Source organism: Acidimicrobiales bacterium, from assembly GCA_040219515.1.
In the GTDB taxonomy this organism is placed as follows: Bacteria; Actinomycetota; Acidimicrobiia; order Acidimicrobiales; family Aldehydirespiratoraceae; genus JAJRXC01.
Window position 1 is genome coordinate 161,361 of record JAVJSI010000017.1, and the last position, 26,104, is coordinate 187,464.

Consider the following 26,104-nt stretch of genomic DNA (forward strand, 5'->3'; position numbering starts at 1 on the left):
CTACGGCCGCTGATCCCGGACCTCTTGTACGCGATCGATCGCCTCGCGCAGGTCGTGGATCCAGTCGTGCTCGTGCTCGCCGACCAGCCGCACGCACCAGGCCAGGGCCTCACTGCGGCTGCGGGCGATGCCTGCATCGATGAGGGTGTCGAGCACCTGCCGTTCCTCGAGTCGCAGGCGGGTCATGGCCGGTGCGTTCACCGTGGTGAAGCGGATCTCGTGATCGCCGCAGACGACGCCCCAGCTGACGGTGCGACGGAATCGGGCCTCGGCCTCGTCGGCGATGGCCATACGTTGCTCACGGGTGGCCTCGCGGAACGCGGCGATCTGTTGCTCGTGGCTGAGACCGGCGCCCGGGGGACCGAGGTCGCCGGTCACCAGTATCTCGTCGGCATCGTGGCGCACGGTCAGATCGCTGCTGAACCAGCCGTCGGGAAGTGCGTCGGCGAACCAGTCGGTCAGCGAGGCGCCGTCGACGGGTGGTGGCGGGGGCGAAGCCTCGCGGCGGGAGCGGGATGTTCGCGGTGGGGTCATGGGAATGCCGTCATGGGAATACGGGGCATCCTAGGAGGTTGTAAGCATGTAATCAAGCCGTCTCAGGAGTCTGTTACATGAGTCACGACACGCCGTCGACCGAATCCGACCCGACCCGTCCCGCCGGCGCGGTCCGCACCGTCCCCGTCCTTCCCACCAGCGGCGTGGTACTCCCCGAGATGGTCGTGACCATTCGCGTCGAGTCGGCCGAGGCGGCTGCGGCAGTCGCGGCAGCCGCCGACCACGACGACCATGTCGTCCTGGTGCCGCGCGACCTCGACGCAACCCAGGCCATCGGCACGCTGGCCCACATCGAGCAACGCGGCCCGCTTCCGGGTGGCGGCGACGGTCTCGTGATCCGGGGCGTCGGTCGCGTGAAGGTCGGCCGCGGTTCACTCGACGGATCCGGTGCATTGCTGGTCGACGCCACCGAACTCGACCCCGGCGAACCCACCGCGGCCACCGAGGAACTGGCGGCCCGGTATCGCGCCGCGGCCACCCGTCTCCTCGAGGCCGTCGGTGGTTCGCGGATGGCCCGACTGCTCCACGACGTCGGCGATCCCGGCGCGCTGGCCGACACCATCGCGTGGTGGCCCGAGCTCAGCGACGAACAACGGGTCCGGCTGCTCGAGACGGTCGCCACCGATGCTCGGCTCGAGCTCGCCACCGGGTGGGCCGAGGCGGCTGCGGCGGAAGCCGAGGTCTCCGGCGACATCCACCGGCAGGTGAGCGAGGACCTCGATGCCACCCAGCGCGAGGCGATCCTGCGGCGCCAGATGGCCGCGATCCAGAGCGAGCTGGGCGAGGGCGACAGCGACGGCGTCGGTGAGTACCGAGTGCAGCTGGCCGCTCGACGTGACGCGGGACTGGCCTCCGAGGTCGGCGACGCCATCGAGAAGGAGATCGACCGCCTGGAGCGGGCCGGTGGCCAGAGCCAGGAGTCGGGCTGGATCCGCACCTGGCTCGACACGATGTTCGAGGTGCCATGGACCGACCGCACCGAGGACGATCTCGACCTCGAACGCGCTCGCGCGGTGCTCGACGCCGACCACACCGGTCTCGACGACGTGAAGGAACGCATCATCGAGTTCCTGGCCGTGCGCCGGCTTCGGGAGGAACGGGCCGTCGATCGCGCCGCGGGGCGCGGCGGGACCATCCTGGCGTTGGCCGGTCCCCCCGGCGTGGGCAAGACCTCGCTGGGCCGCTCGGTGGCCCGCACGCTCGGTCGCGAGTTCGTGCGGATGTCGCTCGGCGGCATCCACGATGAGGCCGAGATCCGCGGTCACCGGCGGACCTATGTCGGCGCCCGACCCGGTCGCATCGTCCGGGCGCTCACCGAGGCCGGCGCCATGAACCCGGTCGTCCTGCTCGACGAGATCGACAAGATCGGCAGTGACTACCGGGGCGACCCGTCGGCTGCGTTGCTCGAGGTGCTCGACCCTGCGCAGAACGACACGTTCCGCGACCACTATCTCGAGGTCGATCTCGATCTGAGCGACGTGGTGTTCATCGCCACGGCCAACGAGATCGAACGCCTCCCGGCCGCCCTGCTCGACCGGATGGAGGTCATCCGTCTCCGGGGCTACAGCGAGGACGAGAAGGTCGCGATCGCCCGTGACCACCTACTGCCCCGCCTCTACGAAGAGAACGCGGTCCGGCCCAAGGAGGTCGTGATCTCCGACGATCTCGTGAAGACGATCGTTGGCGACTACACGAGGGAAGCCGGCGTGCGCTCGCTCGAACGGCGTCTCGATCGGTTGATCCGGCGCGCCGCGACCAAAGTCGCGACCGGCGCCGACGAAGTGATCGTCGTCACCGACGAGGAGCTGATCGACGCGCTCGGCCGGCCCGCATTGCGCGAGGACCCGGTCGATCGCACGGTCGACCCGGGCGTGGCCACCGGGCTCGCCGTCACCGGCGCCGGCGGCGACGTACTCTTCGTCGAGACGGCGGTGATGCCCGGCGACGGCGGCCTCACCCTCACGGGCCAGCTCGGCGACGTGATGCAGGAGTCGGCGCAGATCGCGCTGAGTTTCCTGCGGGCCAACGGCGAGCGGCTGGGCATCGAGCTGCCCGACGACCGGCGTGTCCACGTCCACTTTCCGGCCGGTGCGGTTCCCAAGGACGGACCGTCGGCCGGCGTCACCATGACGGTGGCGCTGGTGAGTCTGCTGAGCGGACGACGGGTGCGTGGCGACGTGGCCATGACCGGCGAGGTCACCCTCCAGGGCCGGGTCCTGCCCATCGGCGGCGTGAAGGAGAAGGTGCTCGCCGCGCATAGAGCGGGGGTCACCCACGTGATCCTGCCCATCGCCAACGAGGGCGATGTCGACGACATCCCGCAGGCCGTGCGCGATGACGTGACCATCCACCTGGTCACCCGGGTGGAAGAAGCCGTCGAACTCGCCCTTGTCGCCTGAGCAACGCGAGGCGTTGCTGAAGCGTTGCCTAGCGGCGGCTGAGGAGGCTCAGCACGTACCAGAACATCGTCATCACTGACGAGAAGAGCCCGAGCGCCGCGGCAACGTGGGCCTGCGACGGGTACTTCCGGATGATGGTCTGGGTCTGGTAGAGGATCGCCACGCCCGAAAGGGCGATCATGGCGACCGAGAACCAGACGCCGAGGTTGAAGCCGAAGAGGATCGCACCGAGGATCAACACCCCGGCCACGACGAATCCGTACATCACCATGGGCCGCAGGAACGAGAGGTCCTTGCGGGTGACGAAGCCGACCACGGTGAGGCCGGCGAAGGCGACACCGGTGATCAGGGCGGCGGCGGCCACCGTGGTGCCGCCGTCCTGTGTGCGAAAGACGTAGTGGAGCATCGGCGCGAACAGCACCGCGTAGACGAGGGCCGAACCGAACAGGCCCGCGTACTGCTTCTGGGGGTTGAGGAGGTCCGCTGCCGCGTTGGCCGCGATCCACTGGCCGACCATGAAGAGACCCAGGATGAGCAGCCAGGTCATGCCGCCGCCGCTGCTCACGAAATCGTAGATGCTCTCGGCGATCGGCGTATTGAGGAAAATCGCCTCGATGCCGGCGAACACGAGGATCGCGGCCATCAGGTGTTGGTACACCCGCACCACGAAATCGCCGCGGGCCTCGTCGTCGAGAACGGCTACCGGTCGGAGGTCGAGTTCGCCATAGGACATGTTTCCAGTCTACCGCTTGCGCGGGCGCACAGCCGTTCGGGACGCACCGCCGTTCGGGGCGCCCGACCCGGAGGTCGATCTCTGGAGTGCCTTTCTCGACCTGGCCCCCGACACGTCGCGATGCCGGAGTTCCGTGGCTGGAGGAGCCGGAGCGATTCGCCCTACGTCTACTCGTCCAACGCCGGGGCGCCGGGTGCCGAGGACTCCGGCGCCTTGATCACTCCGGCGTCCAGCAGGGCTCGTCGCTGTTCCGCGGTGATGCCGATCTCGGCGAGAACCTCGTCGACGTGTTCGTTGAGAACCGGGGCCGATGCCTTGAACGGCGGCGGCGTTGCGCTGAAGGTGGCGGACATGCGAGGGCTGCGGATACGGCCGGCCGTCTCGTGCTCCCACTCGACGAACGTACCGCTGTGCACGATCTGCGGATCGGTGGGCAGATCCTCCATCTGATTCACGTGACCGCACGGCACCGAGTTCTCGTGCATGCGCGGCAGGAGGTCGGCGAGCTTCCATTCGAGGAACGCGTTGCCGAGCAGTGCCCCGAGTTCCTCTCGATGCTCCTGGCGATACTGCGCGTCGCCGTAGGTGTCCATCCACTCCGGGTGACCGAGTGCGGTGAAGAGGCCGCGGAACTGCTCGTCGGAGATGACGAAGTAGACGAGGTGGCCGTCGGCACATTCGCTGAGTGTGTAGATCTGGCTGAGACGGAAGCTGGGCGGGATGTCGGGATCGAGCATGGTGTCGGCCATGCCGCCGTCGGGCCAGAGGAACTGCACGGCGATGTCGAGCATCGAGAGCTCGATGTGCTGGCCGCCCTTGCCTTCAGCGCGGGCGAAGAGCGCGCTGGTGATGGCGAGCGCGGCCATCCACGCGGCGGCCTTGTCGACCACGCCGTTGCGTACGAGATCGGGAATCGGGACCTGCGGGTTGACCTGCAGGGCGACATAGCCGGCCATTGCCTGGATGATCGGGTCGTAGACGGCCCGGTCGGCATACGGGCCGGTGGCGCCGTAGCCCGACATCGAGCAGTAGATGATGTCGGGATTGACGGCCGAGCTGCCGTCCCATCCGACGCCCAGGCGTTCCATCACGCCGGGGCGCATGTTCTGCACCACGACATCGGCGTCCTTGATCATCTCGAGCACGAGGTCGCGACCGTCTGGTTGCGCGATGTCGATCTGTATCGAGCGCTTTCCCCGGTTGTTGCTGACCACCGAACTGTTGAGTCCGCCCTTCGAGAACTGGGCGAGCCGGGTGAGATCGCCGAACGCCGGAGGCTCGACCTTGATCACCTCGGCCCCCAGGTCGCTGAGCAACATGCAGGCCAGCGGACCAGCGATCACTTGGGTCATGTCGATGACCTTGATTCCCTCGAGCGGGCCGGGCATCGGCACTCCCTTCTTCGGTGAATCGGACAATAGCGGGTAGTGTCGAATCGTAGTTTTGACCACGAGGTCAAATCGAAGACCAGGAGGCCCCATGGGCATTCTCGACAAGATCAAGGGCCTTGTGGGCGGCAACGCCGGCAAGGTGGAAGGCGCCATCGACAAGGCCGCCGACGTCGCCAAGGACAAGCTCCCCGATGAGCACGATGGCAAGGTCGACCAGGCCGCCGACAAGGCGAAGGACGTCATCGACGGCCTGAGCGGCGACGAGGCCTGAGTCTCTTCGTGTCGATGAACCGCGCCCTGCGGGGCGCGGTTTTTCGCGTCCGGCGGGCACACGCGTTGCCGCCGCTCGGCGGTACCGTCGACAGTCGGACGAGAGGGCACGAGCGTGGGTAATCCTTGGTTTGAAACGGTCGCAATCGCTCAGCAGCGTGCGAAGAAACGAATCCCGAAGTCGGTCTACGGCGCACTGATCGCCGGTTCCGAAGCCGGCATCTCGATGAACGACAACGTGACGGCCTTCAACGAGTTGGGTTTCCGCCCGGTCACCGCCGGCCAGGCGGCTGAGCGCACGATCGATGTCAACGTCATGGGCCAGCCGGCGTCGATGCCGGTGATCATCTCGCCCACCGGCGTGCAGGCCGTTCACCCCGACGGCGAGGTGGCGGTCGCTCGCGCCTCCGCCAACCGTGGTGTCCCCATGGGCCTGAGCTCGTTCGGCTCGAAGCCGGTCGAAGAAGTGGCCGCCGCCAACCCGCAGCTGTTCTTCCAGCTCTACTGGGCCGGTGATCGAGACTCGATGATCGCCCGCATGGAGCGCGCCAAGGCTGCCGGCGCGGTCGGCCTCATCCTCACCCTCGACTGGTCGTTCTCCCATGGTCGCGACTGGGGCAGCCCGGCGATCCCGCAGGCGTTCACCGTCAAGGAACTGCTGCCCCACGTGCCCGATGTGATCAAGAAGCCTCGCTATGCGTGGGAATGGGCCAAGTCACGTCAGATCCCGTTGCTCACCGTCCCCAACTTCGTCACCGGCGACGACGAGCCCCCGGTTTTCTTCGAGGCCTACGGCACCTGGATGGGGACGCCGCCGCCCACCTGGGACGACGTCGCCTGGCTGCGTTCGCAGTGGGACGGGCCGTTCATGGTGAAGGGCGTCGTGCGGGCCGACGAGGCCCGCCGGGCGGTCGATGCCGGCGCCACCTGCGTGTCGGTGTCCAACCACGGCGGCAACAACGTCGACGGCGCCCCGGCATCGATCCGCATGCTGCCCGAGATCGTCGCCGCCGTCGGTGATCAGATCGAGGTCGTCCTCGACGGTGGTGTCCGACGCGGCTCCGATGTCGTCAAGGCCTGTGCCCTCGGCGCCGACGCGGTGCTCATCGGGCGCGCCTACCTCTGGGGCTTGGCGGCCAACGGCCAGGCCGGGGTCGAGAACGTCCTCGACATCCTGCGTGGCGGTATCGACGCAACCCTGCGCGGTATCGGCGTCGACTCGATCGCCGACCTCACCCCCGACGACCTCATCGTCCCCGACAACTTCTCCCCACCCCCCACCTGACTCCCCACACCCCGGCAAATTGATGCGAGTTCACCACCTCAGCGGTGGTCAACTCCATCAAGAACCGCCGGGTGAGCTCGGCGAAGCGCATCGCGGACGGTCGCGACGAGCACAATCGGCCGTTCGTAGTACTGCTGGTAGGTGAAGGCGAGCGGTGTCCAGCCGGCGTTCACCACCTGGTTGCGCCGCGCCGGGTCCCGCTCGAACGACTCTCGGTTGAGGTGCCAGCGCACGCTCTCCAACTCGATCGCGACTCCCTCGGCCGGGTAGGCGAGATCGACTTCGGCCAGTACGACACCACCGCGCGTCGTGACCGGGTACTCGAACTCGGGTTTGGGAAGGCCGTGGTCGACCAGCAGACGAGCGACGTGTCGACTCCAATCGCTGCGTGGCACACCGATCTCACCGACTCGTTCGTCGAGCACGGCGCGCAGTCGCCCGCACCCGTCGCGTCCCTTCCGGGAGTGGCGGGCGAGCACGTGGACGAGATCGTCGAGGCCGAGACGTTTGCTCCTGATCAGCGAATCGATGACACCGTTGGTGCGGATCAAGCTGGATACGGCGGCGAAGTCGAGAACGGTCCGGGCCAGACCGGTGACGGGGATCGCGTCGATCGTCGTTGGTTCGGCCAGGCGCATCTGGGTCGATTGGTGAAGGTGCACACCCTCCGGGTCCCGAAAGCGTCCGTGACCCACGCTCACTTCGACAATCGGGGTCGTGACGCCATCGACGGCATGGAGACGGGCTGCCGCCCGATGGCTGGCCAACGCATCGAACGCGAGGCACGCCGCGAGGACTCGAGCGTGCCAGCCAGCCGGCGCGATGTGATGGCGGTAGACGCCGCGGTGGGTAGCGATCCACTCGCCGCCACTGATGCGTCGGTCGATCTGGCGGTCGGTCAGGCCGAGACGTCGGGCCTGTGACCGCGAGACGACACCGTGCTGGTCGCGCATCAGCTGGGCGAGGGATTCGGGTGGGAACATGGACTTCCTCCGTGAGAGAAGGAGGAAGTGGCGCTCAGTCTGGCGTACCCGGGCGCGATCGCGTCAACCGCCCCGTTCTTGATGGAGTTGACCACCGTTGGGGTGGTGAACTCGCATCAATTTCGGGAAGGTGGGGGTCAGGAGGCGAGGGACTTTCCGAGGGTGCGGAGCTGTTGGCTGGCGGCGCCGAGGGTGACCTCGAGGTGCTTGTTCCACAGGGTGTAGCGATGCAACGGATAGTCGACGTCGACACCGATACCGCCGTGCATGTGCTGGGCACCGTGGGCGACGAAATGGGCGCCCTCGGAACCGAACCACTTCGCGATGCGCAGGTCCTCCCACGGGTCGATGTCGTTCGCGATCCGCCACAAGGCGGACTGTGTCATCAGGCGCAGGCCCTCGACCTGGATGAAGCAGTCGGCGAGCCGCTGGGTGACCGCCTGGAACGTGGCGATCGGGCGACCGAACTGCTCGCGTTCGCTGGTGTACTGCGCCGTCAGGCGGAGTTGACCCTCGACCACGCCGAGCTGGGTGGCGCACACCAGGGCGAGACAGCGGGCCTCGAACCAGCGGACCGCGTCGTCGCCCGACGCCAACAGTGTGGCCGGGGTCGACGCGAAGGTGAGCTCGTGGACGGGTTCCCGCCGACTCGTCGTTCCGGCCTGCGAGGCGACGCCGTCGAGCTCGACCAGGTGGAGGCCCACGCCGTCGGGACCGATCGCATTGACGACGGCGTGGGTTGCCGAGTCGGCGAACTCGACGACGGACTTCACGCCCGTCAGCGAGCCGTCGGCGGACGCGGTGACGCCGGGACGCGTCAGGTCGTCGCGCAGGTACTCGGCGGTCGCGACCGTGAGGATCCGTGAGCCGTCAGACACGCCGGGGAGGAGCTCCGCGGAAATCGCGTCGTCGGCGAACTCGGCGATGGTCAGCGCGGCGAGCATCGTCGGCAGCGCAGGCACCGGCGCCACGTGGCGTCCGACAGCCTCGCAGACCAGCCCGGCCTCGATGATGCCGAGCCCTCCGCCCCCGTGCGCCTCCGGGAGGGCGATGCCGATGAGGCCGGCATCGGCCATCAACGCCCATTCGTCGGCGGCGAACCACCGGTCCCCGGCCTCGATCTGCTTGAGCCGCTCGTGGTCGATCTTGTCGCCGAGGATCTGCATCGCCAGGTCGCTGACGGCCTGCTCGGTCTCGTTGAGGTTGAAGTCCATCGTTACTTCCTGCGCTTCTCGCGGGGCAGGGCCATGCCGGCCCACCCGATGATGTCTCGTTGCAATTCGTTGGTTCCGCCGCCGAAGGTGAGGACCCACACGCCGCGGTACAGCTCCTCGATCCGTCCGGCCAGGATGGCACCGGGCGAGCCCGGCCGGAGGGCGCCGAGGGCGCCGAACAACTCGGTCGCCTCCTTGTAGATCGTGTGCATCGACTCGGAGCCCCACACCTTCACCGAGCTGGCCACTGCCGGGTTGAGCACCCCGGTGGTCTGGTTGTAGGCGACCTTCCAGTTGAGCAGGTCGAGGAAACGGACTCGCGCCCGCATCTCGGCCAACTTCACCTGCACCCACTCCTGGTCGATCACACGACCGCCGTCGGGATGCTCGGTCTCGCGGGCCCAGTCGATGATCTGGTTCACGGTGTTGGTGATGCCACCGGCCGCGCACAGCGACACCCGCTCCTGGTTGAGCTGGCTGGTGATGAGGTTCCAGCCGCCGTGGACCTCGCCGACGACGGCCGACTCGGGCACCCGTACGTCGTCGTAGAACGTGGCCGTGGTGTTGGTCGTGCCCATCGTGATGAACGGCGTGATCGAGAAGCCGGGATCACTCGTGGGCACGAGGAAGATGGTGATGCCCTTGTGGGCGGGTGCGTCGGGATCGGTGCGGGCTGCGAGCCAGATGTAGTCGGCGTCCCACGCGAGCGAGGTGTAGAGCTTCTGGCCGTTGATGACCCACTCGTCACCGTCCTTCACCGCCTTCGTCTGCAGCGAGGCGAGGTCGGACCCGGCGCCCGGCTCGGAGTAGCCGATGGAGAAGAACATGTCGCCGGTGAGGATCTTGGGCAGGAAGTCGTTCTTCTGCTCTTCGGTGCCGAAGTTGCGCAGCGTGGGACCGACCGTGTTGGTCGTGAGGAACGGGATGGGGCAGCCCGCCTTCTGGGCTTCGTTGAAGAAGATGTAGTTCTCCACGGGTGAGTAGCCCTTGCCCCCGTACTCCTCGGGCCACGCCACCCCGAGCCAGCCGTCGGCGCCGATCTTGCGGATGAGATCCCGGTAGGGCTCGTTGGCACTGAGCTCGTCGTTGCGAATCGACGCCTTCACCTCGTCGGTCATCAACGTCGTGAAGTAGTCGCGGAGCTCGGCCTGGAGGTCCTTCTGGTCGGGTGTCAGGTCGACATGCATGCCGCGACTGTCTCAGACCGGATCGCCGACCGCCATTCGGGCCATCTCGCGACGCGCCGGGAAGTGGCCGGCGCCGGCAAAGTGCTGCGTCGACCGCGGCGCCCAGGTCACATCGGTGTGCCGGCGGATCTCGAAGGCAGCCATGGCGGGACAGTACCGTCGAGGACGATGCACCTCGGAATCCACACATCGCCGCAGCTGTCGGGCCGCAAGCTCACCCTGCTCGTCCCACTCGGGGCGACCGAGCAGCACGGACCACACCTCCCCCTCGACACCGACACCCGCATCGCGGTGGCGGTGGCCGACGGCGTGGCCGGTCGACTCGACGATGTCGCGGTCGGGCCGCCCATCGCCATCGGTGCGTCGGGAGAACATGAGGGGTTCGCCGGTACCTTGTCGATCGGCACGCAAGTGCTGGCCGACCTGCTCGTCGAGCTCGTGCGTACGGCGGGGCCCGAGTTCGCCCGCATCGTGGTGATCAACGCCCACGGCGGCAACGCGTATGCGCTACGGGCTGCGTCGGCCACCTGCACGGAGGAGGGACGGGCGCTCGAGGTCTGGTCCGTCCGGGTCGCCGGCGCCGATGCCCACGCGGGCCGCACCGAGACGTCACTCATGCTGCACCTGGCCCCCGAGCTGGTGGACCTCCCGTCAGCGGTAGCCGGCAACACCGAACCGCTCACCGAACTGCTGCCGGAGATGATCGAGTCGGGCGTGCGCGGCGTGTCGCCCAGCGGTGTTCTGGGTGACCCCGCCGGGGCGTCGGCCGAAGAGGGCGGCGCGCTGCTGGCGTCACTGGTCGACGACGCGGCGGCCCGGATCGATGTGAGGTAGCCACCACGGCCGGTACCTGCGACGCTGGGCGGATGACCCGACCTGTCGCCCTCGTCACCGGAGCTGCCCGCGGGATGGGGGCGGCCACCGTCGCCCGCCTCGTCGCCGATGGCTGGTCCGTGGTCGCCACCGACATCTGTGCCGACGAACCCGCGATTCCGTACGGACTGGGCACCCGTGACCAGCTCGAGGCGGTCGCCGCCGAGGGTGGCGAGCACGTTCACGCGATGGTCGCCGACGTGCGGGACCAGGCCGCGGTGCGCACTGCGGTCGAGGCGGCCGTCGATCTCTACGGCCGCCTCGACGCCGCGATCGCGATCGCCGGTGTGTTCGCGGCCGGCAAGCGCATGTGGGAGGTGTCCGACGAGGAGTGGGATGCAGTGGTCGACATCGACCTGCGTGGCGTGTTCCACACCGCCCGCGCGGCCATCCCCGCGATCCTCGAGAGCCCCGAGCCGTGGCGCGGCCGCTTCGTCGGCGTCGCGTCGACCGCCGCCATCGTCGGTCTCCAGAACATGGCGCCCTATGTCGCGGCGAAGCACGGTGTGGTCGGGCTCGTCCGCGCGCTCGCCGTCGACCTCGCGGGAACGGGCGTGACCTCGAACGCCATCGCCCCCGGGTCGACCCGCACGGCCATCCTCGAGGCCTCCGCCACCGCCTACGACACCGACATCGACGAGTTCGCGACCCACCAGCGGCCCATCGGTCGGTTGGTCGAGGCCGAGGAGATCGCCGGAGCGGTCGCCTACCTGTGCTCGGAATCGGCAGCCGCCGTCACCGGCGTCGTCCTGCCCGTCGACGGCGGGATGACCAGCACCATCTGAGGTGGTCCTCTCCGGGTCGGTGCATCTGACTCGGCGGTGGGGCCGGGACTACGGTTCGCTCATTCACCGGACGGAGGAACGAACCGAGATGATGACGCGTGCTGCAGTGCTCTACGGGGCCAACCAGGAATGGAAGGTCCAGGACGTCGAGCTCGACGCGCCGGGCAAGGGCGAAGTGCTCGTCAAGACCCACGCGGCCGGTCTCTGTCACAGCGACGAGCACCTCGTCACCGGCGACCTCGGCAGCCCCGAGGGTTCGATGTTCCCGGTCATCGGTGGCCACGAAGGATCCGGGGTCGTCATCGAACTCGGTGAGGGCGTCACCGACTTCGAGGTGGGCGACCATGTCGCCGTCTCCTTCGTGCCCGCCTGCGGCAAGTGCCGCTGGTGCGCATCCGGTCAGCAGAACCTCTGCAACCTCGGCGCCGGCACGCTCGGCCCGGGGATGATCAGCGACGGCCGGTGCGGTCACCACGGCCCCGACGGCGAAGACGTCAACACGATGGCGAAGCTCGGTACGTTCGCCGAACACATGCTCCTGCACCAGGACTCACTCATCAAGGTCGACAAGGACCTGCCGCTCATCCCCGTCGCGCTCGTGAGCTGCGGCGTCGCCACGGGCTACGGCAGCGCCGTCAACCGGGCCGAGGTGACGGCGGGCGACACCGTGGTGGTGGTCGGTTGTGGCGGCATCGGGGCCAACGCACTCCAGGGGGCGAAGGTCGCCGGGGCCAAGAACGTCGTCGCCGTCGATCCGTCGGAGTTCAAGCGGGAGAAGGCCGCCGAGTTCGGCGCCACCCACACGGCATCGTCGATGGAAGAAGCGATGGAACTCGTCGGCGGTCTCACCGAGGGCGTGATGGCCGACAGCGTGATCCTCTCCGCGGGCGTCATCCACGGCGACATGCTCGCGCCGGCCCAGTTCCTCACCCGCAAGGGCGGCACGATCGTGGTCACCGGGCTCGCCCCGATGATGCAGATGGACGTGTCACTCAACCTCTTCGAGTTCGCCATGATGAACAAGCAGATCAAGGGCACCATCTTCGGATCGGACAGCCCCCGCCGCGCCGTGCCGCACCTGCTGGGCATGTACCAGGCCGGTCAGCTGAAGCTCGACGAGCTCGTCACCCAGACCTACTCCCTCGACCAGATCAACGAGGGCTACCAGGACATGCGCGACGACAAGAACATCCGCGGCGTGCTCGTCTTCGACTGACCTCGCCGGCCGCCCGGACCTCAGACCGTGTCGGCGGGCTCAGCTCTCGGTCGGCGCCGGTCGGCAGAGAAGGGTGCTGCCGCCGATGGCGAGCAGGCGGTGGTCCTCGGACCAGACCTCGGATTCCACGCCGATCAACCCGGCCCGCCCCACCGGCGCGTCGCCCCAGCTCAGCAGCCACTCGTACTCGTGGGCGGGTTGCAGGAAGCGGCAGGTGAGTTCGATGGTCGGGGCGAACCAGGCGAGCTCGCCGGTGTGGGCGTTGGTTGCGGCCCCCCATGCATCGAGGTCGGTCAGGATCAGCAGCCGGGTGTCGTCCAGCCACGGTTCGTCGAAACGGGGACCATCGACGAACCGGTACCACGAGCTCTGTGCCGGCTCGGTCGGCGCCCGGTTCATCCAGTCGTCGGTCCACTCGGTCGGGCGGAAGTCGAGCCGATTCCAGAACTCGTACATCACCGCTTCGTCCTGCGCGGCGAGGCGTTCGTGGAAGCTGGGCAGGGTGGAATGATGGGGGACGTCGGGCGCCCGCCGGGTCGTGTGGTGTTCGAGCCCGTCGGTGGTGTCGGTGCCCCAGACGGTGGCTTCGATCACGGGCCGTTCGTCCTGGACGACCGTGACCCGCACGCAGGTGGCGACCCGCGTGGTCCGCAGCGTGGTCGCCTGCACGGTCACCGGCGCGAACGCAGCGGCGGCCAGGAAATTCGCGTTGATCGACGCGGGACGAGCGCGACCGCAGTGCTCGCCGGCGGCGCGGAGCGCGATCGACGCGATGTAGCCGCCCATCGGTCCCCATATCGCCCATTCGGCGGAGATGTCGGCGGTGAAGTGGGTGAACGACTCAGCCCGGTCGGTCGTGACCACCGAGGTGTCGTGCGCGAGGTCTGCCACGGAGCGACCGTAGTCCTCATCCCGGACGAGGCCCGAGGATTATCGTTCGGAGCCGTCGGGCCTCGGCACGTGCGGCCGGTAGCCGCTCGGCAGAGTTCTCGATGGCGCCCGGCCGTGTGCTGCCGACGGCCGGTCAGCCACCGGGCGGGAGATCTAGAAGCACACCGGGATCTGCTCGTGCGGGTAGGTCGACGGCGCGAAGAACCATGTCTCCAGCGCGTAGCGGGTTTTCGTCATGGTTTCGGGATCGCGGCCCGTCTGGTGCAGCGTCTTCTCGTCGAACAGCATCGCGTCGCCGGCGTTGAACACCGGCCGCTCGAGCACATCGCCGCCCTTCTCCCGCGCCAACTGTTCGCTCACCGACCAGGTGAACTGTGCGCCTTCAGTTCCCGTTTCCAGAATCTCTTCGAAGCTTCGGTGCACGACATCGAGGCCAGGGGCGTCGACCCCCGAGTCGGTGAGTGACGTCCACACATTCACCGACCGCGTCGACTTGCCGAGAAAGGCGCCGTCCTGGTGCCACCCGTTGCGGCAGTCCGGTCCGGCACGACGCAGCGTTGTCTTCTTCGCCGAGAGCGCGGGCCGTTCGCCGAGGTAGCCCGCGATGACATCACCGATGCCGGTTGCTCGCAAGGTCTCGACCACGTGGAACCATGCTCTCGGGGAATCGACGGCGTGGACTCCACCGCCGTACGTGACGAAGAGACGTTCCCACGCTCCGAGTGAGTACCCCTCGTCCGGCTGGAACTCGACGAACCAGGGCGAGAGATCCGCCTCTGGGTCGACTTCCCAGGCCGCCATCGCGTCGAAGGCGCGATCGATCATCGTCCGCAGGAACTCGTGGTGATCCGGAGCGATGAACTCACGGACGATCAGTGACCCGTGGTGTTGCAGCGCCGAGGCCAGGTGTTCCGCAGTCAGCTCGGAACCAAGAATCTCGGGAATCGCATCGTGATCGGTGAAGAAATCGGGGACAGTCGGCGGCCATTCCGGCGGACCGTCCTCATCGGCGAGCGTGGCGAACGCAGAGTGTTGCCCCTGCACGAACGCCGACTCCAATGCGAGATCCTCTGAAACGACCAGTTGGCCCCGGAGCAGATCGACTGCATCGGGCCACCGGCCTGCGTCACGAAGCGTCTCAACCTGCTCGAGCACGTGGTGAGTCATCCCTGTCCTCCTCGCTCATCACCGTCCTGCTGCACACAAGGGCTCCGGACCGTGGGTTCAGCAAACCACAGACTGCTCTCGACGGGAAAGTGCACGCCGTTCATCCGGGCTCCGGCGGCTACTCTCGCCGCGTGTCCATGCCAGTGATCGTCAACGTCCTCAGAGGTGGCGACATCGAGAGCTGCCACGAAGTCGATGTCGTCGCGGTCGATCCCGAGGGGCGCATTCTGTGGTCGCGTGGCGTCGGGAAGCGTGACGTCTTCGCTCGTTCTGCGCTCAAGCCGGTGCAGGCGCTGCCGTTCGTGCGCAGCGGCGCGGCCGACCGGTTCGCCATCAGCGACGAACGACTGGCGGTTGCTTGCGGCAGTCACGGCGGCGAGCCCCGCCACGTCGAGGTCGTGGGTGACTGGCTCGCGGACCTCGGCCTCGGCCCCGACGATCTCGAGTGCGGAGCTCACGTGCCGGTGCACCGTGCGAGCGCCGATGCGCTGGCAGCGGCGGCCACCGCCCCCACGCCACTGCACAACAACTGCTCAGGCAAGCACGCCGGGTTCCTCTCGGTGTGCCGTCAACTCGATCTCGACCACCGCGGCTACCTCGCTCCCGGCCATGCCCTCCAGGCCGACCATCTCACCCCGGCGATCGAGGAGTGCTGCGGCGTCGACCTCGCCGGGACCACGCCGGGCATCGACGGATGCGGCATCCCCGTGTGGGCGATGCCACTCGACCGACTCGCTGCCGGGTGGGCCGTGCTGGGTCGGACCGATGAGGGTCGCAGGATCTTCGCCGCCATGACGGCGCAACCCTTCATGGTCGCCGGCACCGACCGTGCGTGCACGCGACTCATGGAGGCCGGTCGGGGTGCGTTCGCGGTGAAGACCGGGGCCGAAGGTGTGTTCTGCGGCATCGATCTCGCTTCGGGTGCCGCCATCGCGCTCAAGGCTCGAGACGGTGCCACCCGGGCGGCGGACCTGGCCATCGAGTGGGCGCTGGCGGAGCTCGGCCTCGTCCCCGCGCCGGTGCCACGTGTCCTGCGCAACTGGGTCGGCACCGAGGTCGGATCGGTTCGCGTCGCCGGCTGAGGGCCTCGAACTGTCCGAAGCACGGGCGTCGCTGGTACGTTCTCGACGTTCGCCAGAACTCGTTCAGAACCACGTCCTTCGAAGGAATCGTCATGAAGACCAGAGCAGCAATTCTCCGCGAAGTCGGCTCCGACTGGAGCGTCGAAGAGATCGAGCTCGACGATCCTCGTGAAGGGGAGATCCTCGTCAAGACGCTCGCCGCGGGCATGTGCCACTCCGACGAGCACGCCCACGACGGCTCCATGCCGGTCACCCTGCCGCTGGTCGGTGGCCACGAGGGCGCCGGCGAGGTCATCGCCCTCGGTCCCGGCGTCACCGAGTTCGAGATCGGCGATCACATCTCGTGCTCGTTCATCCCGTCGTGTGGCAAGTGCCGCTGGTGCGCATCCGGTCAGCAGAACCTGTGTGACCTCGGTGCGCACCTGATGGAGCCCGGCATGATGGCCGGTGGTTTCCGCCACCACACCGCCGCCGGGGAAGACCTCACCCCGCTGCTGAAGCTCGGCACCTTCGCCGAGCACATGGTCCTCAGCGTCGACTCGGCCATCAAGATCCCGAAGGACATCCCGGCCGGTCCGGCTGCCCTCGTGAGCTGCGGCGTCACCACCGGCTACGGCTCGGCCGTCAACCGGGCCGACGTCACCGCGGGCGACACCGTGGTCATCGTCGGTTGCGGTGGTCTCGGCACCGCGGCGATCCAGGGCGCCAAGGTGGCCGGCGCCAAGAACGTCGTCGCCGTGGATCCCTCGGAGTTCAAGCGCGAGAGCGCCCAGGAGTTCGGCGCCACCCACGCGGCCGCGTCGATGGAGGAGGCGATGGCGCTCGTCGGCGGCATCACCGAGGGCGTGATGGCCGACAGCGTCATCCTCACCCCGGGTCTGCTCACCGGCGACATGATCGCCCCGGCCCAGTTCCTCACCCGCAAGGGCGGCACCATCGTGGTCACCGCGGTGGCCAACGCCATGTCGATGGACGTGTCGCTCAACCTCTTCGAGTTCGCCATGATGAACAAGGAGATCAAGGGCTGCCTGTTCGGTTCCACCGCTCCCCGCAAGGAGATCCCGCACCTGCTCTCGATGTATCAGGCCGGTCAGCTCAAGCTCGACGAGATGATCACCACCACCTACACGCTCGACCAGGTCAACGAGGGCTACGCCGACATGCTGGCGGACAAGAACATCCGCGGCGTCATCACGTTCGACTGAGCCGCTCGACGAATGACGGAGACGGTGACCGCGCTCGACGACGCCGCGATTCTCGACGCCCTCGACGCAGCCCTCGTCGGGCGTCGTCGCGAGCTCGAGCTGCTCGTCGCCGCGCTGGCGGCCGATCGCCATGTGCTGCTCGAGGGACCGCCCGGCACCGGCAAGTCCACGATGCTGCGCGAAGTGGCCGGCACCGCGGGCACCGGATTCGTCTTCGTGGAGGGCAACGCCGAACTCACCCCGGCCCGCCTGGCCGGTCAGTTCGATCCGGCCCGCGTGCTCGAAGAGGGATACGTGCCCGACGTCTTCGTCGACGGCCCGCTGGTCGAGGCGCTGCGGGCGGGATCGTTGCTCTATGTCGAGGAACTCAACCGGGTGCCCGAGGAGACCGTCAATCTCCTGATCTCGGTGATGTCCGAGGGTGAGCTCCATCTGCCGCGTATCGGGCGCATCGAGGCCGCGCCGGGTTTCCGACTCGTCGCCGCGATGAACCCGTTCGACAATGTCGGCACCGCCCGTGTCTCGGGTGCGGTCTACGACCGCATGTGTCGGATCTCGATGGGTTACCAGTCCCGCAGCGACGAGGCCGACATCGTTGCCCGACGGGCCTGCGAGTCGGGCGACCTGATCCTCGTGCGCGCCGTGCTGGCCACCCGCGGTACCCGTAACCACGAGGACGTCCGAGTCGGATCGTCGGTACGCGGGGCGATCGATCTCGTCGAAGTCGCCACCCGTCTGGCTCGTATCCGGGGCACCGACGTGACCGACCCCGAGGTCGGCCTCGACGCGGCGCTCGTCGCGTTGTCCGGCCGCATCCGTTTGCACGAAGGCGGCGAGACCCAGCCCGAGGACGTGATCCGCGATCTGTGGTCGCAGGTCCTCGCCGCCGAGAATCCCGATCCCGTCCCCGACGGCGACCAGGGAAAAGTGACCGCCCCGTAGGGGGCGACCCGGGGGCGCCGCTCACGCTCGAGGGCGACGACGCCCAGGAGGCGCTGGCCGACGAGAACCAACGAACCACACCGCGCGAACAGTTGCGCCGCGACCCCGCGTTCGACGACATCTCGCCCGAAGTGGGCGAGATCGACGAGCAGGCGCTCGCTGACCTCGTGGAGGACGACGCCGAGCACGCGCTCGCCCTGCTGGCCGAGATGACCGCAGCGACCGACCCGGTGCTCGCCTCGCTCGCCGCCCGACTCGCCGGGCGCCTGATGCTCGATGTCGCTCGCGTGGGCCCGACCGACAGCCGGGGCATCGGCCGCATCGTCTCGGCCCCCGCCGACCGGGCCGACGGCGACCTCGACCTCGATGCCAGCATCGAGGCGCTCGTGCAGGCTCGGGCCGGGCACTCCGCCATCGCGGCCGACGAGCTGCGGGTCCGCCACTGGACCAAGCCGACGATGGCGATCACGTTGCTCGTCGATCGCAGCGGCTCGATGAGCGGCGACCGTCTCGCCATCGCCGCAGTTGCTGCGGCGGCGTGCTCGTGGCGAGCGCCGGCCGACTGGTCGGTGCTGGCCTTCTCGGATCGTCAGCTCGCCCTGAAGTCGCAGGACGACAACCGTGCACCGGCGGCCGTCGTCAACGATCTGCTGCGGTTGCGGGGGAAGGGCACGACCGATCTCGCCGGCGCACTTCAGGGCGCGGCCCGTCAGCTCGAACGCTCCCGAGCCAGACGTCGAGTGACGATCCTGCTGTCGGACTGCCGGTCCACGGCCGGCGTCGACCCCGATTCGATGGCCCGTCGCCTCGACGAGCTCTGTGTGATCGCCCCCGCGGACGACCGTGACGACGCGACAGAGTTCGCTCGGCGGGCCGGGGCCCGCTTCGCCACTGTCAGTGGTGCGTTCGACATCCCCGCGGCCCTCGCTGCCGTGCTCTGAGCGACCCCCGCTCGGTGGCTTTTCGTATACGCAGAGTGACGAGTAGTGTGGGTGGGATGCAGGTGGGCAGCCCTACGGCTTCGAGTGACCCCGCGCCCGCCGCACCGGCGGGGCGGCAGGTACGCGCGTTCGGTGGCTATCTGGTCGGGTTCGACGGGCTGCGCGGATTCACCATTTTCTGCGTGCTGTTCTACCACGCTCGTCTCGGTCCCTATGAGGGGTTCTATCTCTCGCTCTCACTGTTCTTCGTCCTCTCCGGATTCCTGATCACGGCGATCCTCCTCGACGACCGCCAACGGTCCGGCCGCATCGATTTCCGCCGGTTCTGGTCGCGTCGGATCCGCCGCCTCGCCCCCGCGGCCATTCTCGGCGCGGTTCTCGCGGTCGTCTACGGGGCGACGCTGGCCACCCGCAGTCAAGCCGAACAGTTGCCCGGCGATCTCGTCGGCGTGGTCTTCTACGTCGTCAACTGGACCTTCATCACCACGTCGCAGTCGTACACCGACATCTTCGCGGCGCCGTCGCCGGTGCAGCACTACTGGTCGCTGGCGGTCGAAGAGCAGTTCTACCTCGTCATCCCGTTGCTGCTGGGCTTTCTGCTCCGCTCCAAGGTGTCGTATCGGGCGATCGTGGCCGTCGTCAGCGCCACGATCCTCGCCTCGACTGTCTGGATGGTGGTGCTCTTCGACGGGGGCGCCGACGTGGACCGCCTCTACTTCGGCACCGACACTCGCATCGCCGAGGTCATGGTGGGTGTGCTGATCGCGGTGGTCATGGACCAGCGCCGGGCGGTGCTGAGCGAGCGGGCACGGAACCTCTGGGCCCTCGCCGGATTCCCGGCGGTGGTGGCCCTCGGCTGGCTGTGGACGACGGTCGGCGTCACCGAGTCGTTCGCCTACCGCGGCGGTTTCCTGCTCAATGCCGTTCTGACCGGTGTGCTCATCATGGTGCTGGTCGCCGATCGCGGTTTCCTCGTCCGCATCTTCAAGTTCCCGCCGGCCGTGTTCATCGGCCGCTTCAGCTACGGGATCTACATCTACCACTTCGTGATTTTCCTGACGCTCACCGAAGAGCGAACCGGGCTGGACACGTGGCCGAACTGCGCCCTTCGCTTCGCGGTGACGCTGTTGGTCGCGTGGCTGTCGTACCGCTACATCGAGGGACCGATCCGCAGTGGCGCGTCGCTCGGTCTTGGTCGGCCCGGCATCGCGCTCGCCTATCCCGTGGCCGGGCTATTGCTGGTCGTCGGCGCGTACCTCACCGCCAACACCGATGGTGACGATCCGCTCGCAACCCTCCGAGACGACGGCCGCTCGTTGCGGGCACCGGTGGCGACCGCCGACGGCGTGCTCGACATCGTGGTCATCCACAGCGCCGAGAGCGCGGCAGTGGTCGACGAGTTGGACGAGATCCTCGCCGGCGAGGACACGATTCGCCTCGCGGCGCGATCGGTGTTCGGGTGCGAAGGTGGCGCAGTGCCGGTGGGCGCGGGCACGACGTGCGGGAACTGGGTGGACGACTGGCCGGATCTCGTCGCCGAACACGATCCCGACAGTGTGCTCTTCTTCGTCGATGGATGGGTGGACGACGATACGTCGCCGCTGAGCGACCAGCCGGGAGTCGCCCAGGCCGAGATCGCCGATCGACTCGACGTCGGATTCGACCTTCTGACGTCGAACGGCGCCTCGGTTGTCGCCGTCGGTTCCGGGCACGACTACGCCACTGGCTACCTCCGGGGGCTGGCGCCGTTCGGACGGGCGCTCGCAACGCTCGGCGAGCGCGCGGACGTCAACGTCGTGCTGTCCGACGTGATGCCGGACCCGACCGACATCAGCGACGACACCTATGTCGAGACCTCGGCGGAAACCCTGGTCGATCTCGCCGCGCTGTACCAACGCGCCGACCGGGCCGATGCGCCGAGAGTGCTGATCGTCGGCGACTCGCAGGCTCGTTCACTGGGGTTCGGTTTGGAGCGGTGGGCGGCCGACAACGGTGTGTGGGTCTGGAACGCGGCGACCAACGGGTGTGGTCTGGCCGACGAGGGTTTCAAGTACGACACCGGGGAGCCCCGTGCGATCAGCGACGAATGCGTCGATGCCGTCGGCGGTCTGGATGCGAAGGTCCGCAGCTTCGAACCCGACATGGTCGTGGTCTTGACGAGTGCCTGGGACGTCGGTGATCGACGTCTCGAAGCGTGGCCCGAGCCGCTCTCGATCGGCGATCCACAGTTCGACGCATATCTCACTGACGAGTACAGGCAGGTCGCCGACACGCTCACCGGAGGCGGCGCCACCGTCGTGTGGATGCTGGCGCCGTGCTTCGACCGTGGTCTCGAGAACAATCCGCTCGGCGTCAGCGGCGACTGGGGAGGCGCACGGGAACTCGCGGTGCTCAACGACGACATCCTTCCGAGCGTTGCGGCGCACAACCCGGGCCGGGTCGTGCTCTACGATCTTGCCGACGTGCTCTGCCCTGACGGCGAACCGTTGCGCGAGGCCGACGGGGTGTCGCCCATACGCAGCGACGGCGTGCACTTCAGCGTCGACGGCAGTGCGTGGTTCGCCGAGAACCACTCGACGGAACTCCTCGCCTCCGGCGGAATCGGCGAAGGCTGAACGACGCCCTCGTCAACCCTGTCGCGAGCGAGGATCGGCCTGCGGGCCGCGTAGTAGGCGCCCCGGACGTTCACCGGTGAACTCGTCGTCGACGACGGTCACGACGCCGCGGCACACGGTCGCCCCGTAGCCCGTGGCTCGCTGCACATAACGGTTCGCTCCGGTCGGCAGGTCGCCGACGAGATGGGGGAGTTCGACGCCGAGGCCGTCCATGTCGATGACATTGAGATCGGCTCGCATGCCCGGGGCGACGAGGCCGCGGTCGAGCAGGCCGTAGAGCTCGGCGGTCTGGCGCGTCTGACGATGGATCACCCACTCGAGCGGCATGTGGTCGCCGCGCACCCGGTCGCGGGCCCAGAACTGGAGCATGAACGTGGGCATGCCGCCGTCGGCGATGGTGCCGCAGTGGGCGCCCGCGTCGGCGAGCCCCATGCGCGTGTGGGGATGCTGGTGGAGTTCCCACAGGTGATCGAGGTTGTGGTTCGTGTAGTTGAAGAGCGGGAAGTAGAGCAGCCCGCGCCCGTCCTCGGTCATCAGATGGTCGTAGGCGATCTCCGCAGGAGTGCGGCTGTCGTCGGTCGACCTCGCCGCGCAGGTGGTCGACGGATCCGGCTCGTAGTCGGCCTCGCCGGCGAAGGGGTAGAGCTTCTCCCAGTCGCGGGTGACCGAGGTCATGAAGTCGCTCCACACGGCGGGCGCCTCCGTGGTGAGCGAGGTCCGGACGTCGTCGCGGCGCAGATGGGCCAGGCGTTCCTCGGTTGCGAGCCGGCCGATCAAGCCCCACGTGGGGCACAGCATGAACGGGTTCACGGTTGCGGACCAGGACTCGAGGATGCCGACCGGGCGACCGGAGACCTGGGCGAGGACGTTGAGACCATCGGCCTGCGCCTCGTCGAGGAGACGCAGATCCTCGCGCCACAGGTCGGGCGCGTAGTCGGGCTGATTGAGGTTGAAGATCACCGGCTGACCGGTGACCTCGGCAACCGCCCGCATCCAGCCGAACGAGTCGGGCACGTCAGCGTGGTGTGAGGCGGTCTGGAACACGCCGTGGCCGACGGTGCGGATCGCCTCGGCGATGGCGAGCAGTTCCCGGTCGGGAGCGAAGGTGCCGGGCACCAGTTCGCCGTCGACCGACTTGTGCAGCGGCGTACGCGAGGTGGAGAACCCCAGGGCGCCGACCTCGAGCGCTTCCTGCACGAGGGCCGACATGGCGGCGATGTGGGACTCGTCCGGATCGTCGAGCGCCCGCTCACCCATCACGTAGGCCCGCAGGGCACCGTGGGGGATCTGCGAACCGAGGTCGAGCACCCACGAGCGTTGGGCGAGGTCGTCGAGATACTCGGGGAACGTCTCCCAGCCCCACTCGATGCCGTCGGTGAGCGCGGCCCCGGGAATGTCCTCGACGCCCTCCATCAGCTCGATCAGCCAGTCGCGCTTGTCGGCGGCCACCGGGGCGAATCCCACGCCGCAGTTGCCCATGACGACCGAGGTGACGCCGTGCCACCCGGACGGCGTCAGCTCGGGGTCCCAGGTGGCCTGGGCGTCGTAGTGCGTGTGGGTGTCGACGAACCCGGGGGTGACGATGCGGCCGTCGGCGTCGATCTCTCGGCGCCCGGATCCCACGTCGGTACCGACGTCGACGATGGTCTCGCCCTCGACGGCCACGTCGGCCGCAACGGCCGCCGATCCCGATCCGTCGATGACCCGACCGTTGCGAATCACCAGATCATGCATGCGACCGATGGTAGGTCGACGAAGGGGGTACCGTCCCGTGCATGCACTCCGAGACGACCTCGGGCCCCGCGACGGCCGCGCTTCCGCCGGCCGGGATCGGGCTCGTGGCCGATGCCGGTCTCCGCCGGACCGACGCGGGTCGCACCCTGATCGGCGGCTCGCCGCTGCGCATCATCAGGCTGTCCGGGGCCGGTGCTGCCGTGGTGACGGCCTGGCTCGAGGGGACACCGCTGGCCGCGGTGAAGTCGGCCCGGGGTCTGGCCCGCCGCCTTCTCGATGCCGGCATGGTGCATCCGGTCGTCGTGCCGATGACGGATCCGCCGCCGGTCACCGTGGTGGTGCCGGCCAAGGACGACGCCGATCATCTCGCCCACCTCCTCCCGTCGATCGGTCAACCCACGCTGGTCGTCGACGATGCCTCCGACCGCCCGAGCGAGATCGAGTCGGTGGGCCGTGTCCATGGCGCGCGCGTGGTCCGCCGCGAGGTCAACGGTGGCCCGGGCGCCGCGCGGATGACGGGTCTGGGCGCGGTCGACACCGAGCTCGTGGTGTTCGTCGACGCCGATGTGGTGCTGCCCGACGGATGGTGGCCGGCGCTGGCTGCGCACTTCGACGACCCCGCGGTGGTCGCGGTCGCCCCGCGTGTCCGCAGTGCCCCCGGGCCGTCCCTGCGCGAACGGTACGAAGAGATCCACTCCCCGTTGGACCTGGGTGCCGAGCCGGCCAACGTGGCACCTCGTCGGAGGGTGGCCTACGTGCCCACCGCCGTCCTCGCAGTTCGAGCCTCGGCCGTGGACCGGGTCGGCGGCTTCGACCCGGCGCTGCGAGTGGGAGAGGACGTCGACCTCGTCTGGCGGCTGGCCGCCGAGGCCGGCACGGTGCGCTACGCGCCGGAGGTGGTGGCCCACCATCGGCCGCGGGCCTCGTGGCTGGGTCTGCTGCGCCAGCGGCATGCCTATGGCGGTTCGGCCGTGGACCTCTCGGCTCGCCACGGACGCCTCGTCGCACCTGCTCGTTGCTCGCGTTGGAGCATGACCGCCTGGTCGGTGACGGCGGTCGGTCACCCCTTCGTCGGCACCGGCATCGCGGCCGGCGCCGGTGTCGCCCTCGCCGGGAAGCTCTCGGCCGTGCCCGACGGGTCCGCCGAGGCCGCCCGTCTCGCGGGGTGGGGACACATCCAGGCGGGTCGGGGATTGGCGAGCGCGATATCGCGGGTGTGGTGGCCGTTCGCCCTCGGCGCCCTGACGGTCCGTCGACTGCGGCCCGCGGTCCTGGCGGCCATGGTGGGCCCGGCGGCGTGGCAGTGGTGGCGGGGCGAACGGGTCGCCGACCCGATCCGTTCCGTCGGTCTCCGCATCGCCGACGACATGGCGTACGGGTCGGGCGTGTGGCGCCAGGTGCTGCGCCGGACAGATGGCCGCGCTCTGGTGCCCGACCTCGTGGAATGGCCTGGCGGGCAGGCTGCGGTCGAGACCGCTACGGTCGCCGAACGATGAGCAGCTCTTCCCCCGACCGTGTGATCCCCGCCCGCATGACCAAGCTGATCGACCGGTGCGCCCGCGAGGTCGACGAGGGCCGGGTGCCCGGCTGCCAGGTGGCCATCGGCTTCGAGGGTGAGATCGTGCTCTTCGAGGCGTTCGGTGACGTCACCACCGACCATCGCTTCCACACCTACTCGGCCGTGAAGCCCACGGTCTCGCTCACTGTGCTCGAGCTGGCCGCCGAGGGGCTGCTCGATCTCGCTGCCCCGGTCGCGTCGGTGCTGCCCACGTTCGCCACCAACGGCAAGGACGTGATCACGTTGTCGCAGGTGCTGCTCCATGCGGGCGGCTTCCCCCACGCGCCCGTGTCGATCGGAGAGTTCAGCGACCGGGAGGCCCGCCTGGCCCGCTACGAACGCTGGCGCACCACCTGGGAACCCGGTTCGGCGTTCGAGTACCACGCGTCGGCCGCCCACTGGGTCTTGGCCGACTGCATCACCGCGGTGACGGGGCGACACCACGCGGACGTCGTCACCGAGCGGGTCATGGCGCCCGCCGGTTGCGCTCGCTGGCTCGCGATCCCGGTCGACGAGCAGGACGACATCGCCTCGGTCGTCTCGGTGGGCGACGCCCCCGACCTCGAGGAGTTGGCCCGCCAGTTCGGGCTCGACTCCCTCCCGGCCTCCGAGGTGACCGACGACGCGTTGCTCGCCTTCAACGACCCTGCGGTCCGCGCGGCCGGCCACCCTGGCGGCGGTGGGATCGCCTCGGCGGCCGAGCTGGCCCGCTGGTACCAGGGCGTGCTCCACAACGTCGGCGGGTTCCTGCGTCCCGAGGTCCATCGCGACGCGCTGGAGGTCGTCCGTCAGAACCATGCCGACTGGATGAACGTTCCGGCCAACCGCACCCACGCGTTCACGATCGGTGGCGACGACGGCCAGGCGCTCATGCGCGGCTTCGGTCACACGACGGGACCGGCGACCTTCGGCCACGGCGGGGCCAAGGGCCAGCGTGGCTGGGCCGATCCGGACACCGGCCTCTCGCTGGGCTTCGTCACCCACGGCCTCGATCGTGACGATCTCGTCCACGCCCGTCGCGGCGCCGGTGTGTCGTCCGCGGCCGGCGCGCTCACGCAGCCCGTCTGATCCTCTTCGT

The 26,104-nt window shown here is 68.7% G+C and carries 23 protein-coding genes; 13 read left to right on the top strand and 10 right to left on the bottom strand.

Annotated elements, in window-relative coordinates; genetic code table 11:
* Entirely contained in the window at positions 1-534 is a 534-nt protein-coding gene (locus tag RIB98_17965; protein MEQ8842869.1) for a hypothetical protein, read from the bottom strand.
* Between the two features lie 77 nt (positions 535-611).
* On the opposite strand from RIB98_17965, the gene lon reads away from it, so the two are divergent.
* Positions 612-2,954, top strand: a complete 2,343-nt coding sequence (lon, locus tag RIB98_17970) for an endopeptidase La (GenBank protein MEQ8842870.1) — start codon at positions 612-614, stop codon at positions 2,952-2,954.
* Between the two features lie 28 nt (positions 2,955-2,982).
* Here lon and RIB98_17975 read toward each other — a convergent pair whose 3' ends face one another.
* Both RIB98_17975 and RIB98_17980 read right to left on the bottom strand, forming a co-directional pair.
* Positions 2,983-3,687: a Bax inhibitor-1 family protein gene (locus tag RIB98_17975; protein ID MEQ8842871.1), complete on the bottom strand. Its 705-nt coding sequence runs from the start codon at positions 3,685-3,687 to the stop codon at positions 2,983-2,985.
* 167 nt (positions 3,688-3,854) lie between these two features.
* Positions 3,855-5,075 carry a CaiB/BaiF CoA-transferase family protein gene (locus tag RIB98_17980; GenBank protein ID MEQ8842872.1) on the bottom strand — a complete coding sequence of 407 codons (1,221 nt, stop codon included), beginning with the start codon at positions 5,073-5,075 and terminating at the stop codon, positions 3,855-3,857.
* Between the two features lie 91 nt (positions 5,076-5,166).
* Between RIB98_17980 and RIB98_17985 the strand changes: the two genes are divergently transcribed.
* Both RIB98_17985 and mftD read left to right on the top strand, forming a co-directional pair.
* Complete coding sequence (locus tag RIB98_17985; GenBank protein ID MEQ8842873.1) at positions 5,167-5,349, top strand: antitoxin; 183 nt, start codon at positions 5,167-5,169, stop codon at positions 5,347-5,349.
* A gap of 114 nt (positions 5,350-5,463) precedes the next feature.
* The gene (mftD, locus tag RIB98_17990; GenBank protein ID MEQ8842874.1) at positions 5,464-6,633 is read left to right on the top strand and encodes a mycofactocin biosynthesis FMN-dependent deaminase MftD; all 1,170 of its coding nucleotides are present in this window, start codon (positions 5,464-5,466) and stop codon (positions 6,631-6,633) included.
* Positions 6,634-6,671: 38 nt separating this feature from the next.
* Here the strand turns inward: mftD and RIB98_17995 are convergent, their stop codons facing one another.
* From RIB98_17995 to RIB98_18010, 4 genes are all read right to left on the bottom strand, one after another.
* Entirely contained in the window at positions 6,672-7,616 is a 945-nt protein-coding gene (locus RIB98_17995; GenBank protein MEQ8842875.1) for a type IV toxin-antitoxin system AbiEi family antitoxin domain-containing protein, read from the bottom strand.
* Positions 7,617-7,753: 137 nt separating this feature from the next.
* Entirely contained in the window at positions 7,754-8,830 is a 1,077-nt protein-coding gene (locus RIB98_18000) for an acyl-CoA dehydrogenase family protein (GenBank protein MEQ8842876.1), read from the bottom strand.
* A gap of 2 nt (positions 8,831-8,832) precedes the next feature.
* Positions 8,833-10,017, bottom strand: coding sequence for an acyl-CoA dehydrogenase family protein (locus tag RIB98_18005; GenBank protein MEQ8842877.1), 1,185 nt, complete (start codon positions 10,015-10,017; stop codon positions 8,833-8,835).
* Between the two features lie 12 nt (positions 10,018-10,029).
* On the bottom strand, positions 10,030-10,161 hold the full coding sequence (locus RIB98_18010; GenBank protein MEQ8842878.1) for a hypothetical protein: 132 nt from the start codon (positions 10,159-10,161) through the stop codon (positions 10,030-10,032).
* A gap of 24 nt (positions 10,162-10,185) precedes the next feature.
* Between RIB98_18010 and mftE the strand changes: the two genes are divergently transcribed.
* The 3 genes from mftE (at position 10,186) to RIB98_18025 (ending at position 12,891) form a co-directional block, all read left to right on the top strand.
* Positions 10,186-10,851, top strand: coding sequence for a mycofactocin biosynthesis peptidyl-dipeptidase MftE (gene mftE / locus RIB98_18015; protein ID MEQ8842879.1), 666 nt, complete (start codon positions 10,186-10,188; stop codon positions 10,849-10,851).
* A 32-nt stretch (positions 10,852-10,883) separates the two neighbouring features.
* On the top strand, positions 10,884-11,675 hold the full coding sequence (locus RIB98_18020; protein MEQ8842880.1) for a mycofactocin-coupled SDR family oxidoreductase: 792 nt from the start codon (positions 10,884-10,886) through the stop codon (positions 11,673-11,675).
* 91 nt (positions 11,676-11,766) lie between these two features.
* On the top strand, positions 11,767-12,891 hold the full coding sequence (locus RIB98_18025; GenBank protein MEQ8842881.1) for an NDMA-dependent alcohol dehydrogenase: 1,125 nt from the start codon (positions 11,767-11,769) through the stop codon (positions 12,889-12,891).
* 39 nt (positions 12,892-12,930) lie between these two features.
* Here RIB98_18025 and RIB98_18030 read toward each other — a convergent pair whose 3' ends face one another.
* Positions 12,931-13,782, bottom strand: a complete 852-nt coding sequence (locus RIB98_18030; GenBank protein MEQ8842882.1) for a thioesterase family protein — start codon at positions 13,780-13,782, stop codon at positions 12,931-12,933.
* Between the two features lie 153 nt (positions 13,783-13,935).
* Positions 13,936-14,949 carry a phytanoyl-CoA dioxygenase family protein gene (locus tag RIB98_18035; protein ID MEQ8842883.1) on the bottom strand — a complete coding sequence of 338 codons (1,014 nt, stop codon included), beginning with the start codon at positions 14,947-14,949 and terminating at the stop codon, positions 13,936-13,938.
* Between the two features lie 137 nt (positions 14,950-15,086).
* Between RIB98_18035 and RIB98_18040 the strand changes: the two genes are divergently transcribed.
* From RIB98_18040 to RIB98_18060, 5 genes are all read left to right on the top strand, one after another.
* Positions 15,087-16,031 (top strand): asparaginase, encoded by a 945-nt coding sequence (locus RIB98_18040; GenBank protein MEQ8842884.1) that lies wholly within the window; start codon positions 15,087-15,089, stop codon positions 16,029-16,031.
* 92 nt (positions 16,032-16,123) lie between these two features.
* On the top strand, positions 16,124-17,236 hold the full coding sequence (locus tag RIB98_18045) for an NDMA-dependent alcohol dehydrogenase (GenBank protein ID MEQ8842885.1): 1,113 nt from the start codon (positions 16,124-16,126) through the stop codon (positions 17,234-17,236).
* A gap of 12 nt (positions 17,237-17,248) precedes the next feature.
* A complete protein-coding gene (locus RIB98_18050) occupies positions 17,249-18,178 on the top strand; it encodes a MoxR family ATPase (GenBank protein ID MEQ8842886.1) in 930 nt (309 codons plus the stop codon).
* Between the two features lie 92 nt (positions 18,179-18,270).
* A complete protein-coding gene (locus tag RIB98_18055) occupies positions 18,271-19,119 on the top strand; it encodes a VWA domain-containing protein (protein ID MEQ8842887.1) in 849 nt (282 codons plus the stop codon).
* A gap of 56 nt (positions 19,120-19,175) precedes the next feature.
* The gene (locus RIB98_18060; protein ID MEQ8842888.1) at positions 19,176-21,734 is read left to right on the top strand and encodes an acyltransferase family protein; all 2,559 of its coding nucleotides are present in this window, start codon (positions 19,176-19,178) and stop codon (positions 21,732-21,734) included.
* A gap of 12 nt (positions 21,735-21,746) precedes the next feature.
* Here the strand turns inward: RIB98_18060 and RIB98_18065 are convergent, their stop codons facing one another.
* Complete coding sequence (locus RIB98_18065; GenBank protein ID MEQ8842889.1) at positions 21,747-23,468, bottom strand: amidohydrolase family protein; 1,722 nt, start codon at positions 23,466-23,468, stop codon at positions 21,747-21,749.
* 41 nt (positions 23,469-23,509) lie between these two features.
* Here RIB98_18065 and mftF point away from each other — a divergent pair, with 41 nt between their 5' ends.
* Both mftF and RIB98_18075 read left to right on the top strand, forming a co-directional pair.
* Complete coding sequence (gene mftF, locus RIB98_18070; protein ID MEQ8842890.1) at positions 23,510-24,964, top strand: mycofactocin biosynthesis glycosyltransferase MftF; 1,455 nt, start codon at positions 23,510-23,512, stop codon at positions 24,962-24,964.
* On the top strand, positions 24,961-26,094 hold the full coding sequence (locus RIB98_18075) for a serine hydrolase domain-containing protein (protein MEQ8842891.1): 1,134 nt from the start codon (positions 24,961-24,963) through the stop codon (positions 26,092-26,094). Before mftF ends, RIB98_18075 begins: the two co-directional genes overlap by 4 nt.
* The last annotated feature ends 10 nt before the right edge of the window (positions 26,095-26,104 follow it).

What these genes read in the sequence shown, in the direction of transcription:
- RIB98_18065 (MEQ8842889.1), bottom strand. Translation starts at nt 23,468, where the DNA reads ATGCATGATCTGGTGATTCGCAACGGTCGGGTCATCGACGGATCGGGA.
- RIB98_18060 (MEQ8842888.1), top strand. Translation starts at nt 19,176, where the DNA reads ATGCAGGTGGGCAGCCCTACGGCTTCGAGTGACCCCGCGCCCGCCGCA.
- RIB98_17980 (MEQ8842872.1), bottom strand. Translation starts at nt 5,075, where the DNA reads ATGCCCGGCCCGCTCGAGGGAATCAAGGTCATCGACATGACCCAAGTG.
- RIB98_18035 (MEQ8842883.1), bottom strand. Translation starts at nt 14,949, where the DNA reads ATGACTCACCACGTGCTCGAGCAGGTTGAGACGCTTCGTGACGCAGGC.
- RIB98_18000 (MEQ8842876.1), bottom strand. Translation starts at nt 8,830, where the DNA reads ATGGACTTCAACCTCAACGAGACCGAGCAGGCCGTCAGCGACCTGGCG.
- RIB98_17995 (MEQ8842875.1), bottom strand. Translation starts at nt 7,616, where the DNA reads ATGTTCCCACCCGAATCCCTCGCCCAGCTGATGCGCGACCAGCACGGT.
- RIB98_17975 (MEQ8842871.1), bottom strand. Translation starts at nt 3,687, where the DNA reads ATGTCCTATGGCGAACTCGACCTCCGACCGGTAGCCGTTCTCGACGAC.
- RIB98_18025 (MEQ8842881.1), top strand. Translation starts at nt 11,767, where the DNA reads ATGACGCGTGCTGCAGTGCTCTACGGGGCCAACCAGGAATGGAAGGTC.
- RIB98_18050 (MEQ8842886.1), top strand. Translation starts at nt 17,249, where the DNA reads ATGACGGAGACGGTGACCGCGCTCGACGACGCCGCGATTCTCGACGCC.
- RIB98_18075 (MEQ8842891.1), top strand. Translation starts at nt 24,961, where the DNA reads ATGAGCAGCTCTTCCCCCGACCGTGTGATCCCCGCCCGCATGACCAAG.
- RIB98_17985 (MEQ8842873.1), top strand. Translation starts at nt 5,167, where the DNA reads ATGGGCATTCTCGACAAGATCAAGGGCCTTGTGGGCGGCAACGCCGGC.
- RIB98_18005 (MEQ8842877.1), bottom strand. Translation starts at nt 10,017, where the DNA reads ATGCATGTCGACCTGACACCCGACCAGAAGGACCTCCAGGCCGAGCTC.
- lon (MEQ8842870.1), top strand. Translation starts at nt 612, where the DNA reads ATGAGTCACGACACGCCGTCGACCGAATCCGACCCGACCCGTCCCGCC.
- mftE (MEQ8842879.1), top strand. Translation starts at nt 10,186, where the DNA reads ATGCACCTCGGAATCCACACATCGCCGCAGCTGTCGGGCCGCAAGCTC.
- RIB98_18010 (MEQ8842878.1), bottom strand. Translation starts at nt 10,161, where the DNA reads ATGGCTGCCTTCGAGATCCGCCGGCACACCGATGTGACCTGGGCGCCG.
- RIB98_17965 (MEQ8842869.1), bottom strand. Translation starts at nt 534, where the DNA reads ATGACCCCACCGCGAACATCCCGCTCCCGCCGCGAGGCTTCGCCCCCG.
- RIB98_18040 (MEQ8842884.1), top strand. Translation starts at nt 15,087, where the DNA reads ATGCCAGTGATCGTCAACGTCCTCAGAGGTGGCGACATCGAGAGCTGC.
- RIB98_18045 (MEQ8842885.1), top strand. Translation starts at nt 16,124, where the DNA reads ATGAAGACCAGAGCAGCAATTCTCCGCGAAGTCGGCTCCGACTGGAGC.
- RIB98_18020 (MEQ8842880.1), top strand. Translation starts at nt 10,884, where the DNA reads ATGACCCGACCTGTCGCCCTCGTCACCGGAGCTGCCCGCGGGATGGGG.
- mftF (MEQ8842890.1), top strand. Translation starts at nt 23,510, where the DNA reads ATGCACTCCGAGACGACCTCGGGCCCCGCGACGGCCGCGCTTCCGCCG.